11 protein-coding genes are annotated in these 15161 nt (G+C 38.8%); all 11 read left to right on the top strand.

Features of this window, described 5'->3' with window-relative positions; all coding sequences use genetic code 11:
* The first annotated feature begins 54 nt into the window (after positions 1–54).
* The 11 genes from tilS (at position 55) to LMF32_RS07130 (ending at position 15111) form a co-directional block, all read left to right on the top strand.
* Complete coding sequence (gene tilS / locus LMF32_RS07080; RefSeq protein WP_230524341.1) at positions 55–1452, top strand: tRNA lysidine(34) synthetase TilS; 1398 nt, start codon at positions 55–57, stop codon at positions 1450–1452.
* A gap of 14 nt (positions 1453–1466) precedes the next feature.
* Positions 1467–2006, top strand: coding sequence for a hypoxanthine phosphoribosyltransferase (gene hpt / locus LMF32_RS07085; RefSeq protein WP_092481179.1), 540 nt, complete (start codon positions 1467–1469; stop codon positions 2004–2006).
* Positions 2007–2113: 107 nt separating this feature from the next.
* On the top strand, positions 2114–4303 hold the full coding sequence (gene ftsH, locus LMF32_RS07090; RefSeq protein ID WP_230524342.1) for an ATP-dependent zinc metalloprotease FtsH: 2190 nt from the start codon (positions 2114–2116) through the stop codon (positions 4301–4303).
* 118 nt (positions 4304–4421) lie between these two features.
* Positions 4422–5297: an Hsp33 family molecular chaperone HslO gene (gene hslO, locus LMF32_RS07095; RefSeq protein WP_092481177.1), complete on the top strand. Its 876-nt coding sequence runs from the start codon at positions 4422–4424 to the stop codon at positions 5295–5297.
* A gap of 370 nt (positions 5298–5667) precedes the next feature.
* Complete coding sequence (gene cysK, locus LMF32_RS07100) at positions 5668–6597, top strand: cysteine synthase A (protein WP_230524343.1); 930 nt, start codon at positions 5668–5670, stop codon at positions 6595–6597.
* 112 nt (positions 6598–6709) lie between these two features.
* Positions 6710–7426 (top strand): LytTR family DNA-binding domain-containing protein, encoded by a 717-nt coding sequence (locus tag LMF32_RS07105; protein ID WP_230524344.1) that lies wholly within the window; start codon positions 6710–6712, stop codon positions 7424–7426.
* 3 nt (positions 7427–7429) lie between these two features.
* Complete coding sequence (locus LMF32_RS07110) at positions 7430–8152, top strand: GHKL domain-containing protein (protein WP_230524345.1); 723 nt, start codon at positions 7430–7432, stop codon at positions 8150–8152.
* 86 nt (positions 8153–8238) lie between these two features.
* On the top strand, positions 8239–10047 hold the full coding sequence (locus LMF32_RS07115) for an ABC transporter ATP-binding protein (RefSeq protein WP_230524346.1): 1809 nt from the start codon (positions 8239–8241) through the stop codon (positions 10045–10047).
* Positions 10040–11929, top strand: coding sequence for an ABC transporter ATP-binding protein (locus tag LMF32_RS07120; protein WP_230524347.1), 1890 nt, complete (start codon positions 10040–10042; stop codon positions 11927–11929). The genes LMF32_RS07115 and LMF32_RS07120 overlap by 8 nt, the downstream gene beginning before the upstream one ends.
* Before the next feature lie 211 nt (positions 11930–12140).
* On the top strand, positions 12141–13640 hold the full coding sequence (gene lysS, locus LMF32_RS07125; RefSeq protein WP_230524348.1) for a lysine--tRNA ligase: 1500 nt from the start codon (positions 12141–12143) through the stop codon (positions 13638–13640).
* A gap of 283 nt (positions 13641–13923) precedes the next feature.
* Positions 13924–15111: an AI-2E family transporter gene (locus tag LMF32_RS07130; protein WP_230524349.1), complete on the top strand. Its 1188-nt coding sequence runs from the start codon at positions 13924–13926 to the stop codon at positions 15109–15111.
* Positions 15112–15161 lie beyond the last annotated feature (50 nt).

A 15161-nucleotide genomic window follows, 5' to 3' on the forward strand; every position in this document is an offset into this window, starting at 1 on the left:
TCGTATTCTATGGGTATAATAGAAATAAGATCATCTTTTAAAGGAGCTATTTCCATGGATTTGTTTAAAGATTTTTTACAGCTTTGTCAAAAACAATTTTATTGGAAGAAAAGTTCCCGAATTTTACTAGCTGTTTCTGGCGGTGTCGATTCGATGGTGCTGCTGGATTTAATGAAGCGGCTGCCAAAAGAGCTGAAACCATGGTTCGCAGTAGTTCATGTCAACCACCAGCTCAGAGAAGCTTCTGTTAAAGAAGCGGTTTTTTTAGAACAATTTTGCCGGCAAGCTGAGATCCCTTTTTTCATGACCAAATGGGAAACCAGCCAACATCCTAAAGCCTCTACTGAAGAAGCTGCACGTGAATTCCGGTATGCCTTTTTTAAAACAGTATTTGCTGAGCAGCAGGCTACCCATTTGTTGACAGCTCATCATGGAGACGACCAGATAGAAACCATCTTGATGCGGTTGGTACGCGGTGGGTCATTAGAAAGTATGGCGGGTATCAAAGCCGTTCGATCTTTTTCATCAGGACTGTTGGTGAGACCGTTATTGCCTTATACAAAAGAACAACTGTACCAATACAGTGACGAACAGCAGCTGCACTATTTTGAAGATGAGACCAATCAAAGTTCAGTATACACCCGGAATCGTTACCGCAATCAAGTGATTCCGCTGCTGAAAGAAGAAAATCCTCAACTGGTCCCGCATTTTTCTGACTTTTCAACTGATTTACAAGATGTTCTGGCTGTTGCGCAAATAGAAGTCCAACGCCAATTGAAACGCATCAGCAAGAAAACGACTGATGGAAGACTTCAGTTGGATCGAATTAGGTATCTGGAAATGGATCAAAGTCTTCAGCGATTGGTCGTGCAAGAGTTGCTGATGATGGTTTATCAACAAGGAGACCAGCTGTTTCAACGGCAGCACATCCAAGCTGTCCATGACTTGTTGATCAGTCCGCATCCAAATGGTCAAATTGACTTACCAGGACAGTGGATAGCGAAACGAAGGTATGATACGTTGTTTTTCACCTTACCCAAGTCAGTCGAAGTTTCAGTGAAAGAACCTAAAGAATTACATCTAGGAGAATGGATTCATTTGCCGCAAGGAGGGAAAGTAGGGTTGTTTACAGCCGATACTTTCTTAGACATCGGGCATCAAAAGGTAATGTGGATGAATGCTGACAGTGTCGAGCTGCCGCTGGTGATTCGTCGACGTAAACCTGGAGACCGAATGTCGCTGAAGGGTACAGGAGGAACCAAAAAAATCAAAGATGTACTGATTGATCAAAAAGTTCCGCTCGAGCAGCGAGACGAATTGAGAGTCGTGTGTGATGCCGAGGGGAAAGTGCTTTGTTTTCTGGGATACAAAGATTCAAGATTGTCTATTGAGCGGGAAACTGATACAATACAGTACATACTAATTCATAGCCAAAACGGCAATGAGAGCTAAAAGGAGAACTTACTATTATGCAGAACGATATCGAAAAAATTCTAGTGTCTGAAGAAGAAATACAGAAAAGAACACAAGAGTTGGGAGCAGAATTGAGCGCAGAATATAAAGACAAAAACCCTCTTGTAGTTGGGATCTTAAAAGGCGCTATCCCGTTTTTATCTGATTTGACAAAAGCAATGGACGTGAAATTGGAAATGGATTTCATGGATGTCTCTAGTTATGGAAGTGCAATGGTTTCTTCTGGAGAGGTCAAAATTTTGAAAGATTTGGATACGAATGTAGAAGGACGCAATATTTTAATCGTAGAAGACATCATCGATAGCGGACGTACGTTATCTTACATCATCGATATGTTCAAATACCGCAAAGCAAAATCCATCAAGATCGTTACGTTGTTAGACAAGCCAGAAGGTCGTGTTGTACCATTGGAAGCTGATTATGTTGGTTTCTTGGTGCCGAACGAATTTGTAGTAGGATACGGTTTAGACTTCATCGAACATTACCGCAACCTTCCTTACATTGGAGTATTAAAACCAGAGATTTACGAGTAAAAATAATTGGTCAAGTATGGTCAAATATGATATGATAAAGTAGATTCAGTCGCAATAAATAGGGAAAATAATGAAAAAATGGAATGAAAGTAAGGGAGGTCGACTGTGTGAAAAAAGGATTCTTGAAAAATGGGATTTTTTACGCCATAGTGTTTATCGGAATCATCGGGATCGTATCTTGGGCAACTGGAGGAAACTCTAATGAGCAAAGCCAAGGTATTTCCGCAAGTGAATTTATAACACAATTGGAAAGTAATGAAATCAAATCATTTACCATGCAACCAACTGCTGGAGTTTATACCATCACAGGGTCATACCGTGATGAACAGCCGGTAGAGGAATCAGAACAAAGTGATATTCCGATTCTTGGAACAAGCGATTCAGAAGTAACAAACTTTACGACAACTGTTTTACAAAATGATCCAATGATTTCAGAGATTTGGGATCTGTCAAAAGAAAATAATATTGAAGTAACTCCAATACAAGAAGAGTCATCCGGTGTTTGGGTAACGCTATTGATATCTGTATTGCCGCTAGTTATTTTTATCTTCTTCATTTACATGATGATGGGACAAAGCGGACAAGGCGGCGGAGGCCAAGGCGGCCGAGGCGTCATGAACTTTGGGAAATCAAAAGCTAAAGAAGCCGATACTAAAGCAAGTAAAGTACGCTTTTCAGATGTAGCTGGAGCAGAAGAAGAAAAAGAAGAATTAGTAGAAGTAGTCGAATTCTTAAAAGATCCAAGACGTTTTGTTAATTTAGGCGCACGTATTCCTGCAGGGGTATTACTAGAAGGACCTCCAGGTACGGGTAAAACATTGCTTGCTAAAGCCGTTGCCGGTGAAGCAGGAGTACCATTCTACTCGATTTCAGGTTCTGAATTCGTAGAAATGTTCGTTGGGGTTGGGGCAAGCCGTGTACGTGACTTGTTTGAGACAGCTAAGAAAAATGCGCCAGCGATCATCTTTATCGATGAGATCGATGCAGTAGGTCGTCAACGTGGAGCCGGTATGGGCGGCGGACACGATGAACGTGAACAAACGTTGAACCAATTGCTTGTTGAAATGGATGGTTTCTCTGGAAACGAAGGAATCATCGTCATTGCAGCAACAAACCGTGCAGACGTATTAGACCCGGCTTTACTTCGTCCAGGCCGTTTTGACCGTCAAATCATGGTTGGTCGTCCAGACGTTAAAGGACGTGAAGCTATTCTAAAAGTACATGCGAAAAACAAACCATTAGCTGCTGATGTGGACCTAGGTGTTGTTGCAAGACAAACACCAGGATTTGCCGGAGCAGATTTGGAAAACTTGTTGAACGAAGCGGCTTTAGTAGCTGCTCGTAGAAACAAAAAATCTATTGATGCATTAGACATCGATGAAGCGCAAGACCGTGTTATTGCTGGTCCTGCTAAGAAAGACCGTGTCATCAGTAAAACTGAACGCTCTATGGTTGCTTACCATGAAGCGGGACATACTATCGTTGGTATGGTATTGAATGATGCTCGTGTCGTTCATAAAGTTACGATCGTACCGCGTGGGCGTGCTGGCGGATATGCTATCATGTTACCTAAAGAAGATCGCTTCTTGATGACGAAAAAAGAAATGACAGAACAAATCGTTGGATTGCTTGGAGGACGTGTAGCTGAAGAAATGATCTTCAACTCTAAATCTTCTGGAGCAAGTAATGACTTCCAACAAGCTACTCAATTGGCTCGCAGCATGGTAACAGAATATGGTATGAGTGATAAATTGGGTACCGTGCAATACGAAGGAAACAACCAAGTATTCTTGGGACGTGACTACGGAAGCACGAAAGGCTACTCTGAACAAATTGCTTACCAAATCGACCAAGAAGTATTGGCGATCATGAATGAAGCGCACACTGAAGCGCGCAGAATTCTTGAAGAGCATGCACAAGAGTTGAAATTGATCGCTGAAAAACTGCTTGAATTAGAAACATTAGATGAACGCACAATCAAGAGTCTATTTGAAACAGGGGAAATGCCTCCTGTAACAGAAGACGAAGAGTTCCCACGTGAAAAACGTGAAGGAGAAGGTTTATCTTTTGAAGAAATCAAGAGAGCTCGCGAACAAAAAGAAAAAGAACGTGAGCAGCAAGCGAGAGCTCAAGGACAAGAAGCACAGGAAGATCCTGAAAAACTTGTTGAAGAAGCTAAAAAAGAATTAGGCGAAGATGAAAAAGAGGAATCTTCACAAGGTGACGACACGGCATTGACAACTCAAGGCAATGACGTTCCTGATGAAGAGGACAAACAAGATTCCCCTAAACAGTAGACAAAGCATAAAGTAGGATGGTATACTGTCCTTACAAAAAGGAAGAGGGTTGCGGGAAATTCCGCAACCCTCTTTCATACTGAATGAGAATGCAAACGAATAGAAAGTAGGGAAATGAATGTCAGACTATTTATTAAAGAGTGTATGTTATGATGGCCAAATCCGTGTATTTACAATCGATGCTACTGAAACAGTTGCAGAAGCTCAACGTCGTCATGACACATGGAGTGCTTCTTCAGCAGCGTTAGGTCGTACGATGGTAGGAGCTCTTTTACTAGGAGCAACGGTAAAAGGCGATGAAAAATTAACGGTTAAAATTGAAGGTAACGGTCCAACGGGACACATTGTTGCCGACAGTAACGGAAAAGGAACGGTAAAAGGATACATTGCCAACCCTAAAGTAAGTCTTCCGTTGAATGAAAAAGGAAAAATCGATGTACGAGGCGCTGTAGGTACTGAAGGTACATTGACGATCACGAAAGATCTAGGATTAAAAGAAGCCTTTTCGGGACAAGTTCCGTTGATCAGTGGAGAATTAGCTGAGGACTTTACGTACTACATGGCAACCAGTGAACAAACACCATCAGCATTTGGTTTGAGTGTATTAGTAGACACTGATGAGTCAATCAAAGCAGCTGGAGGATTCATGATCCAAGTTATGCCTGGAGCTACAGAAGAAACAATCACAGCTATCGAAAAAGCTATCGAAAACATCCCAATGGTGTCTCGTTTGATGGAAAACGGAGAAACTCCTGAAGGAATCCTTGATCGTTTAGTCGGTGAAGGAAATGCAAAAGTGTTGGATAAAATGCCAATTTCTTTTGAATGTGACTGTTCTAAAGATCGTTTTGCTGGTGCAATCGTTTCTTTAGGTAAAAAAGAAATCGATGAAATGATTACTGAAGATCATGGCGCTGAAGCGGTATGCCACTTCTGTGGAAATAAATACCACTACTCAGAACAAGAATTAGAAGACTTAAAAGCGAACGCTTAAAAATAAGCATTCTATAAACTGTTGAAAAGACCCTTAATGAGGGTGCTTTTCAGCAGTTTTTTTTGTTTTTAGAGGAATTGGCTGGTTGCAAGGTGATTTGCGTGCCGTAATTGAGGTGAAAAGTGAAAAAAAGGGACGCAAAAGTAGGTTGCGTTCCGTTTTGGGCAGAAAAGGTACGTTAATGTAACGCAACGAATAGTTGCGTTCCCTTTTGAAGGATAGCAGCTCAATTTCGTCACGCAAAAGGAATTGAGCTAAATTCTCTTGCCGAATTTTAAATTGTTGCAATTGAAAAATAAAAGCGTTAAACTTATTGGGAGAACCCTACAAAAAGTAAGAAGAATAGCGAAAATTAGGAGGCTTTACGTATATGGTAAAAGTAGTTCATTCAATTTCAGATTTGATTGGAGAAACACCTCTATTAAGGTTAACAAAAGTGGCACCACCTGATGCTGCGGAAGTATATGTGAAACTAGAATCGTTTAATCCAGGCGGAAGTGTCAAAGACCGTATCGCATTGAACATGATCGAAGTAGCTGAGCAAGAAGGTAAATTGAAAAAAGGCGACACAATCATCGAACCGACAAGTGGAAACACAGGTGTAGGTTTGTCTATGATTGCTGCGGCTAAAGGCTATAAAGTGTTGATTGTTATGCCGGAAACGATGAGTATGGAACGTCGTCAATTAGCTCAAGCTTATGGAGCTGAATTGATGCTGACTCCAGGTGCCGATGGAATCAAAGGTTCAATCGCTAAAGCAAAAGAGTTGGCTGAGCAAGATGGTTATTTTATGCCAATGCAGTTCGATAATTTAGCTAACCCCGCAGTTCACGCAGCGACAACGGGTCCAGAAATCTTAGAGGCTTTCAACGGAGAAGCGCCAGACGCATTTGTTGTTGGAGTTGGTACTGGAGGTACATTGACAGGAGCTGGTAAAGTCTTGAAAAATGTTGATCCGGACATTACGATCTATGCCGTGGAACCAGCAGAATCAGCCGTTTTAAGTGGCGAAGATCCTGGATCACACAAGATCCAAGGTATCGGTACAGGTTTTGTTCCAAATGTACTGGACACTGTTTTGTACGACAAAGTCATGAAAGTAAGCAGTGAAGAAGCGGCTGATATGGCGAGACGTCTAGCGAAAGAAGAAGGATTATTAGTGGGTCCATCTTCTGGTGCAGCTATCAAAGCAGCCATTGATGTAGCGAAAACAATGAAAAGCAATCAACGTGTTGTAACAGTCGCTCCTGATAATGGTGAGCGCTACCTGTCTACTGGAGTTTTTAATGTAGAACAATAAGAAGATATTTCAAGTGTCACTACGCTGTTTTTAAGCGTAGTGACACTTTTTTTGTCTAAAAGAATTTATTTAAAATAAAGTTAGTTTATAATGAGTAAGAGAGGTGATGGAAATGAAAACTTATTCATTTGCTATTTGCGAAAATGAAGCTGTTCAAGCAGAATGGCTGCAAGTACAAGTAGAAAATTATGCGGTAAAACATGGATTTTCTGTCTCTATCCATATATGGGAAAGCGCAGAAGCTTTTTTGTTTCACTATGCAGAAAACAAGCAAGTAGATGTGGTTTTATTGGACATTCAAATGAATGAGATGAATGGGATGGAAATGGCTCGTTATTTACGCAAAGAAAACGACTCAGTCGCATTACTGTTTATTACAGGGTTAACAGATTACATAAGTGAAGGGTATAGGGTTGAAGCGGTCGATTACTTAATAAAACCAGTAGATAAAGAAAAATTAATCGATGCTCTAGATCGGTTATTAATGAAACTACCTTCTAAAACAAAGTATTTATTAGCAGAAAAAGATAATGAACAAATCAAACTCAATCAAGATGAGATTCTATCTGTTGAAGTAGAGGGTCGGGAGATAAAGGTGATTCTTGATAACCAAGTCCTTTTTCTCAAAGATACTTTGCAACGTTTTAGTGAGCAGTTAGATCAAGAACAGTTTGTACAACCGTATCGAAATATCATTGTGAATTGTAATCGTATCAAACGCATCAAAAAAGGCGAATTGATTATGGATGACAATAGCGTAATTCCAATTTCCAGAAGAAATCAACAAAAAGTCGTCAATGCTTTTACCCACTATTTTCGAAAGGAGTAGCTCATGCCGATAGAACTGATTATCCTTATTTTTATGATACTTTTTATTGGTATGGCTGCATTGATGTGGCACTACCACCGAAAAACGATTCAGCGTTTATTCCATACTCAAGCAAGTATGTTAAATGAGCATGCAGAAGAAGTAGAAAATATCTATCGTCAAATGCGTGGCTGGAGACACGATTACAAAAATCACATCCAGACGATGAAAGCCTATATTGAAATGGATAAAATTGAGTTGTTAGGAAGCTATCTAGAAGAATTGGATGAAGATTTGGTTGCCGTAGATTTGAGCATTCGTACGGGGAATGTTATGGCGGATGCTATTTTAAACAGCAAATTGTCTCTAGCTGAGGCGCGTCAAATACAGTTGAATGTCAAAGCTGTTATTCCATCAGATTTAGCGATCCATAATGTCGACTTAGGAACGTTGTTAGGGAATTTATTGTCAAATGCGATTGAAGGCAGTCAGACAGTTGCTGATCCGAGTGAACGATTTATTCGAGTGTACATTGCTGAAATGAAAGAGCAATTATATATTTCAGTTACCAATAGTATGAACCAAACCATCAAGAAGACTGGGACAGGTTATGAGACAACAAAAAAAGGCACAGAACATGGATTTGGTTTAAAGAGGATTGATCAAACGGTACATAAATATCAAGGGCATGTAAATCGGAAACATGAAGAAGGAGTGTTTGCGACAGAGATTTTGTTGCCGTTGTGACCGCTTATGCTTAGAAAACGACCATTCGTGGTCGTTTTTCTGAATAGATATTTCAACATGCTATTGTATCCTTAGAGGTGATTAGAATGGAAAAACTACTAAAACAATCATCACATTTGTATTATTTATATCAAAAAATGTGGCGAACAGATAAAAAATATATAGTGTATATGATTATTCGAGCATTTGCAGATATGCTGATTCCTTTACTGTCGTCAGCTACAGTAGCCATCATTATTGCAATGGTTGGAGACAAAGGGGATTGGAGAGATTCGATCTATTTGTTGATTGGAGTTTTGAGCGGCTCATTGCTGTGTTATTGTTTGTCTCAGAGTTTAAGAGTTTATTTTAATTCAGAAGGAAATACTTTTCGAATTCAAAATATGGTTGAACTAGCAGAAGAATTATTGTTTAGAAAATATGAACAAGTTGAAAATGCAGAGAACCAAAAATTGTTTTCTAAAGCTATGGTTCCTACTAGTGATCCAGAAGGAGCGTTTCAAAAAGGCTTTGAAGAGTCTTATCAATTTTTAAAAAACATTACTGGATTATTGTTATATGGTTTTTATATAGGGACGGTCCATCCAATATTGATTCTTGTTATTGTAGGATCATCAGTCATCATGTATGTATTCAGTCTAGGAACAAACCGGCTGGAACAAAGAAATAAAGATACGTTAGCTCCTATCCAAAAAAAGAACGGGTACTTAGTAGAAAACACTGGAGATTTTAAAGCTGCTAAAGATATGCGTTTGTATCATATGGAAGATTGGTTTATGAAAGAATTTGAAGAGAATAACGCGCAACGATTAAAACTGATGAATGCTGTTAATCAGCGGAAATTAAAAGGAAGTGTGCTTTCTAGTACATTATCACTACTACGTGATGGACTAGCGTACTGGATTTTGATTCAACAAGTGTTGAATGGCGCGTTGTCGGTAGCCAGTTTTTCCTTTTATTTTGGAATCATTGCTTCATTATCAATGTTTATGAATGGGGTACTGACAAATATCGCTAATTTTAAATATATATCCAGTGAAATCAAAGATTTTAGGGATTATACAGAACTAGAAAATCAACTCAATCATGAAGCGAGAGTTTCGATTGATTCGTTAAGTTTTCCATTAGATATAGAATTCAAAAATGTTTCTTATCTTTATGATGGTGCTGATAAGAATACTATCCAACAATTGAATTGGCATATTAGAGCAGGAGAAAAAGTAGGAATGGTAGGCGTAAATGGTGCAGGAAAGTCAACCATTATCAAATTGTTATGTGGATTGTATCGACCAACAGAAGGAGAGATTCTGATCAATGGGATTCCTAGTCACTATTTTTCTGACGAAGAGTATACAGAACTGTTCTCAGTCGTGTTTCAAGATTACTTCGAGTTGCCTGTAACTATCCAAGAAACGATTGTGCAAGGAGAATCACGATACTCCGTGTCGTATGAAGAATCAATGGAGCAAAGTGGATTGGACATGGAAACAGCTAAACTTTCTAAAAAAGACCAAACGTATTTGGTTAAACGAGTCAGCGAAGACGCGGTAGATCTATCTGGCGGACAAAAGCAAAAACTGCAATTAGCTCGTGCGATTTATAAAAACGCTCCATTGCTTATACTAGACGAACCTACAGCAGCGTTGGATCCAATTGCCGAAAATGCTGTTTATACTAAATATAATGATATTGCAAAAGATAAAACCTCGATTTTTATTTCTCATAGACTCTCTTCTACTCGATTCTGTGATCGCATCGTTTTCTTGGAAAATGGTTCGATTATTGAAGAAGGGACACACGAAGAACTGATGGCGGTAAACGGAAAGTACAAAGAAATGTATACTGTACAAAGTCGTTATTATCAAAATGATGTGGAGGAGCCCGCATATGCATAAGATAAAAGAAAATTTAGCGATGACGCGTAAAGGTTACCAATTGATGATCCAATTATCTCCGCAACTTTTTTGGTCGAGTCTGACACAAGGTTTTTTTGAAGCAGTATTTCCATTTATACCTTTTTTCTTTACTAGTAAAATATTGAACTTACTTTTGCAAGGAGAGAATGAAGCCACTCTTATCTATTGGGTGATTGGCGCATTAGTTACCGGATACTGCTCTTCCATTATTTCAAATGGAATCTCGCATTATCGTATTGGTTTAATTTATAGTGCAATGGATAGAAAAGAGATGTTGTTGAACACTAAGATTATCCATATGGATTATGAATTAGTAGAAAAATCTGAAACTCATGATCTGAAAAATACCATTAAGCAGTCAGAGTATGCTGGAGGAATAGGGTTATTTCTATTGTTAAATGAGACGAAAAACTATTTTCAGCAGATTTTCTCACTAATTATTTCATTTATCTTCTTATGGAGTTTGTTTACGTCGACTTCACAGACAATGACGATTGCATTTGATGCGGACTCTCCTTCGATACTAATAGGTTTTAGTATAGCTCTGCTGCTGTTCAGTATCCTATCTCTAAAAATAAATGAACGTACACAAGATAAAATAATGAAATTACTGTTAAAAGGTGGTGTGTGGGTAAATAATGCTGCTCAGTTTTTTCTGAGTCAGCTAATGAATTACAATTCAGGAAAAGAAATTCGTTTGTATAAACAACAGCCTATTTATCAAACAAATATGAGGAGATTGTATACCTATACTAGAGATACTATGGCAGAGGTAACCCGCAGTCGGTATCGTACTACGATTATTGTTCAGCTGATGTCTTATTTGTTATTGGCATCTGGATACTTTTGGTTGATTGTCAAAGCAATGAACGGGGCTGTTCTTCCTGGATCGGTCGTCCAATACGCAGGTGCTTTTACATTGTTTATTCGTGAGTTTCCAAATCTGCTTTCTTCTATTCAAGATCTTATCAATAACGTAGAAGGGCTGAAGATGTTATTTGAATTTCTAGAGTTGAAGACAGATAGACACGAAGGCACGCTGCCTGTTGAAAAACGTCTAGATAATGAATACACGTTAGAAGTACGAGATGTATCATTCGCATACCCTGGTACTGATGAAATGGTATTGCAAAATATCAGCTTGAAATTTGAAGTTGGCGAGAAGATGGCCATCGTAGGGATGAACGGTTCGGGAAAAACTACTTTGATCAAACTGATCTGCAGGTTATATGATCCGACAGAAGGTGTCATCCTATTAAATGGGATTGATATCAAAAAATACGATTACCAAGAGTATTTGCGGTTGTTATCAGTGGTGTTCCAAGACTTCCATTTGTATGCCTTTAAGTTAGGCAACAATGTGGCTGCATCTAATGGAATGGATGAAGAAAAAACAATAGCCGCTTTGGAGAAAGTAGGGTTTTCTAATCGACTGGCTACCTTGTCCGAAAAACTAGACACCTTTTTGTACAAAAATTACGATGAATCTGGAATTGAATTTTCTGGTGGAGAAGCTCAGAAAATAGCCATGGCACGTGCTGTATATAAAAATGCACCAATCGTTATTTTAGATGAGCCGACTGCAGCTTTAGATCCGCTATCGGAGTCTGAGATTTATGAAAATTTTGCAGAAGTTATAGGGAACCGCACAGCCATTTATATTTCCCATCGCTTATCCAGTTGCCGTTTTTGTGATCGAATAGCTGTATTTGATGAAGGTAAGTTAGTGCAGCTAGGCTCCCATGATGAGCTAGTAGAAAATAAAAAAGGAAAGTACTACGAATTGTGGAATGCCCAAGCGCAGTATTACCATAAAAATAAAGAGGACGAAATAGAAGAAGTTTCTCTGGCTGCGGTGTAAAACGCCTATTACGACACACATTCTTCAAAATAACGGTTCTTCCCAAACTGTATGCAAATGTGTTATCATATATCGTATGAAAATCGTTAAGTATGTTAAATGAAAAAGTTAGGGCGTTAGGGAGTTAAGTCACTAATTGCCTTGCTTTTTTTGCGCACTCTTGGCATGATTAAGAGAGAGCTGAGAAGCTAAAAAGAATGGAGAGAAACTAATGAGCAATGAAAATTCGCATTTAGAAGAATTGAATGATCAATTGCAAGTTCGCCGTGAGAAACTGCAAACGTTGCGTGACCGTAATATTGATCCGTTTGGTGGCAAATTCAAACGTACACATTTATCTAAAGAACTACACGAAACTTATGATGCATTATCCAAAGAAGAAATCGAAGAACAAGAAATCGAAGTAACGGTTGCTGGACGTATTATGACGAAACGTGGTAAAGGTAAAGTTGGGTTTGCTCACTTGCAAGACCGCAAAGGCCAAATCCAAGTTTATGTACGTAAAGACGCTGTTGGCGAAGAGGACTATGAAACATTTCTAAGTGCTGACTTAGGGGACTTTGTAGGTGTTACAGGTTTATTGATGAAAACCAACACTGGAGAAGTTACAGTTAAACCGACTTCATTGACTCAATTGTCTAAAGCATTGCGTCCATTGCCTGACAAATATCATGGTTTAACGAACGTAGAACAACGTTACCGTCAACGTTATTTAGATTTAATCAGTAATCCAGAAAGCTATGACCGTTTCGTGAAACGCAGCCAAATCATTGCTGAAGTTCGTAAATATTTGAATAACCAAGACTACATCGAAGTAGAAACACCAACTCTTCATAACATTCCTGGTGGAGCAGCGGCTCGTCCGTTCATTACTCACCACAATGCGTTGGATATGGAATTGTATTTGCGTATTGCTTTGGAATTGCATTTGAAACGATTGGTTGTAGGTGGAATGGAACGTGTTTATGAAATCGGGCGCGTATTCCGTAACGAAGGTGTGGATACAACTCACAACCCAGAATTTACGATGTTAGAAGTTTATACAGCATACACAGATTATGAAGACGTAATGGACTTAACTGAAGGCATGATCCGTACAGTTGCTCAAAATGTTCTAGGCACTGGGAAATTCACGTACAATGAAATCGAAATCGACTTAGAGTCTACATGGAAGAGAATCCATATGGTTGATGCTATCAAAGAACAAACAGGCGTTGATTTTTGGCAAGAAATGACCGATGAAGAAGCGCGCGAAATTGCTAAAAAGCACAATGTTCAAGTTGAAGCGCATAGCCAATTTGGTCATGTAGTAAATGAATTCTTCGAAGAATTTGTAGAAGAAACGTTAGTACAGCCAACATTTGTTTACGGACATCCTGTTGAGATCTCACCATTAGCGAAGAAAAATACTGAAGACGCACGCTTCACAGATCGTTTCGAAGTATTCATCGCTGGAAATGAATACGGAAATGCGTTCAGTGAGTTGAACGATCCAATCGATCAAAGAGAACGATTCGAACAACAAATGAAAGAGCGCGAACAAGGAAACGACGAAGCTCATCAAATTGATGAAGACTTTATCGAATCATTAGAATACGGTATGCCTCCAACAGGTGGACTTGGAATAGGAATTGACCGTTTAGTCATGTTACTGACAAATGCACAATCTATTCGAGACGTATTGTTATTCCCAACTATGCGTAATCTATAAAATATAAATGACCAAGACGCTTTTGTCTTGGTTATTTTTTTTGCGGTTGCGAGGATAAGGTGATTTGTTCACAGATCATAAAGAAACATAGTATAATGCATGTAAAGGAGAAGTACTTAATGAAGATAAACAAACGTCATGACTATCAACGGATGTACATAATAATGGAAGCATTGTCTGTACCAACTTCAAATCAGAGAAGGTAAAGAAAAGACAGGTGCGTTTCTTCAAGAGCTCTCCTTTAAGTACAAAACAGACATAAAAGATGAGGAGTGTATAAACTATGAAAGACTCGAAGTATATTTCCTTTCTGGGTGGAAAGAACCTGTTGTTCACACTAGGAGTAGCCATTATGATTGGAATATTGATTTTTATTTATGATCAGATAAGTTTTGTTTTTGAACCGCTGCTGGTTTTCTTTTCTTCTATAGTAGCACCAGTCATTTTAGCTGTGTTGACTTATTTTTTATTCAACCCGCTAATTGATTGGTTGGAAAAGCATCGTTTAAAACGAGTGTGGGGAGTTATTCTTCTGTTTTTAGTATTGATTGGTGCTTTAGTAGGGTTGATATTTTTAGTGGTGCCTTATATTAGCGAACAAGTGACTCAGTTTGTAGTAGCTTTTCCAGAATATGTGGACAACATCGGCGCAACTATTATGGGGTGGACGGACAATTCAGTTTTTGAAGATACAGCTAACAATGTGATTGAATGGTTTAACGGATGGATAGGAGAATTACCTAGCAATATTGTTGATTATCTGACAACTGCTGTATCAGGAATATCTACGGTAGTCTCTACAGTGTCTAATTTTGTTGTGATCATGGTAACTTTCCCAATTATCTTATTCTTCCTATTGAAAGACGACAAAAAATTCTTCAGCTATGTGATGAAAGTCATTCCGCCGAAATATCGTAAAGAAACTCGTGATTTAGGATTAATCATTGCAGACCAAGTAGGATCTTACGTTAAAGGTCAACTAACGATCTCATTATTCCTTGGTATTATGATGTTTATTGGTTTTACTATTATTGGGTTGGACTATGCAGGAATATTAGCTATTGTAGCCAGTGTTACAAGCGTTATACCTTATATCGGTGCTACATTGGCCATGGTTCCCGCAGTTATTATTGCGTTAACTACCTCATGGTTCATGTTAGTTAAACTGATCATTGTTTGGCTAGTTGTACAATTTGTAGATGGAAATTTTGTTGAACCAAACGTTATGGGGAAAAACTTAAAAATCCATCCATTAACTATCATTATTGTTTTGCTGGTACTAGGTGAACTATTAGGGTTAGTCGGGTTGATACTAGGAGTTCCGATTTATGCGATCAGTAGAGTCGTTGTTACCTTCATCTTCCGCAAATTCAAACAACGATACAATCGTTACTACGCTGATGAAGCGGGCGAATACGAAAACGTAGAATTCTCTCCAAGTACTTATCAAGAAGCCGAAGAGAGTAAATAAAGACTGAAGCGTGCTTTAGCACAATATAATAGATGCAGAAGGAGCAGCAG

Source organism: Desemzia sp. C1, from assembly GCF_020882875.1.
In the GTDB taxonomy this organism is placed as follows: domain Bacteria; phylum Bacillota; class Bacilli; order Lactobacillales; family Carnobacteriaceae; genus Desemzia; species Desemzia incerta.

Coding starts and splice junctions, on each gene's coding strand:
- tilS (WP_230524341.1), top strand. CDS start 55: ATGGATTTGTTTAAAGATTTTTTACAGCTTTGTCAAAAACAATTTTAT.
- hslO (WP_092481177.1), top strand. CDS start 4,422: ATGTCAGACTATTTATTAAAGAGTGTATGTTATGATGGCCAAATCCGT.
- cysK (WP_230524343.1), top strand. CDS start 5,668: ATGGTAAAAGTAGTTCATTCAATTTCAGATTTGATTGGAGAAACACCT.
- LMF32_RS07105 (WP_230524344.1), top strand. CDS start 6,710: ATGAAAACTTATTCATTTGCTATTTGCGAAAATGAAGCTGTTCAAGCA.
- LMF32_RS07110 (WP_230524345.1), top strand. CDS start 7,430: ATGCCGATAGAACTGATTATCCTTATTTTTATGATACTTTTTATTGGT.
- LMF32_RS07115 (WP_230524346.1), top strand. CDS start 8,239: ATGGAAAAACTACTAAAACAATCATCACATTTGTATTATTTATATCAA.
- LMF32_RS07120 (WP_230524347.1), top strand. CDS start 10,040: ATGCATAAGATAAAAGAAAATTTAGCGATGACGCGTAAAGGTTACCAA.
- lysS (WP_230524348.1), top strand. CDS start 12,141: ATGAGCAATGAAAATTCGCATTTAGAAGAATTGAATGATCAATTGCAA.
- LMF32_RS07130 (WP_230524349.1), top strand. CDS start 13,924: ATGAAAGACTCGAAGTATATTTCCTTTCTGGGTGGAAAGAACCTGTTG.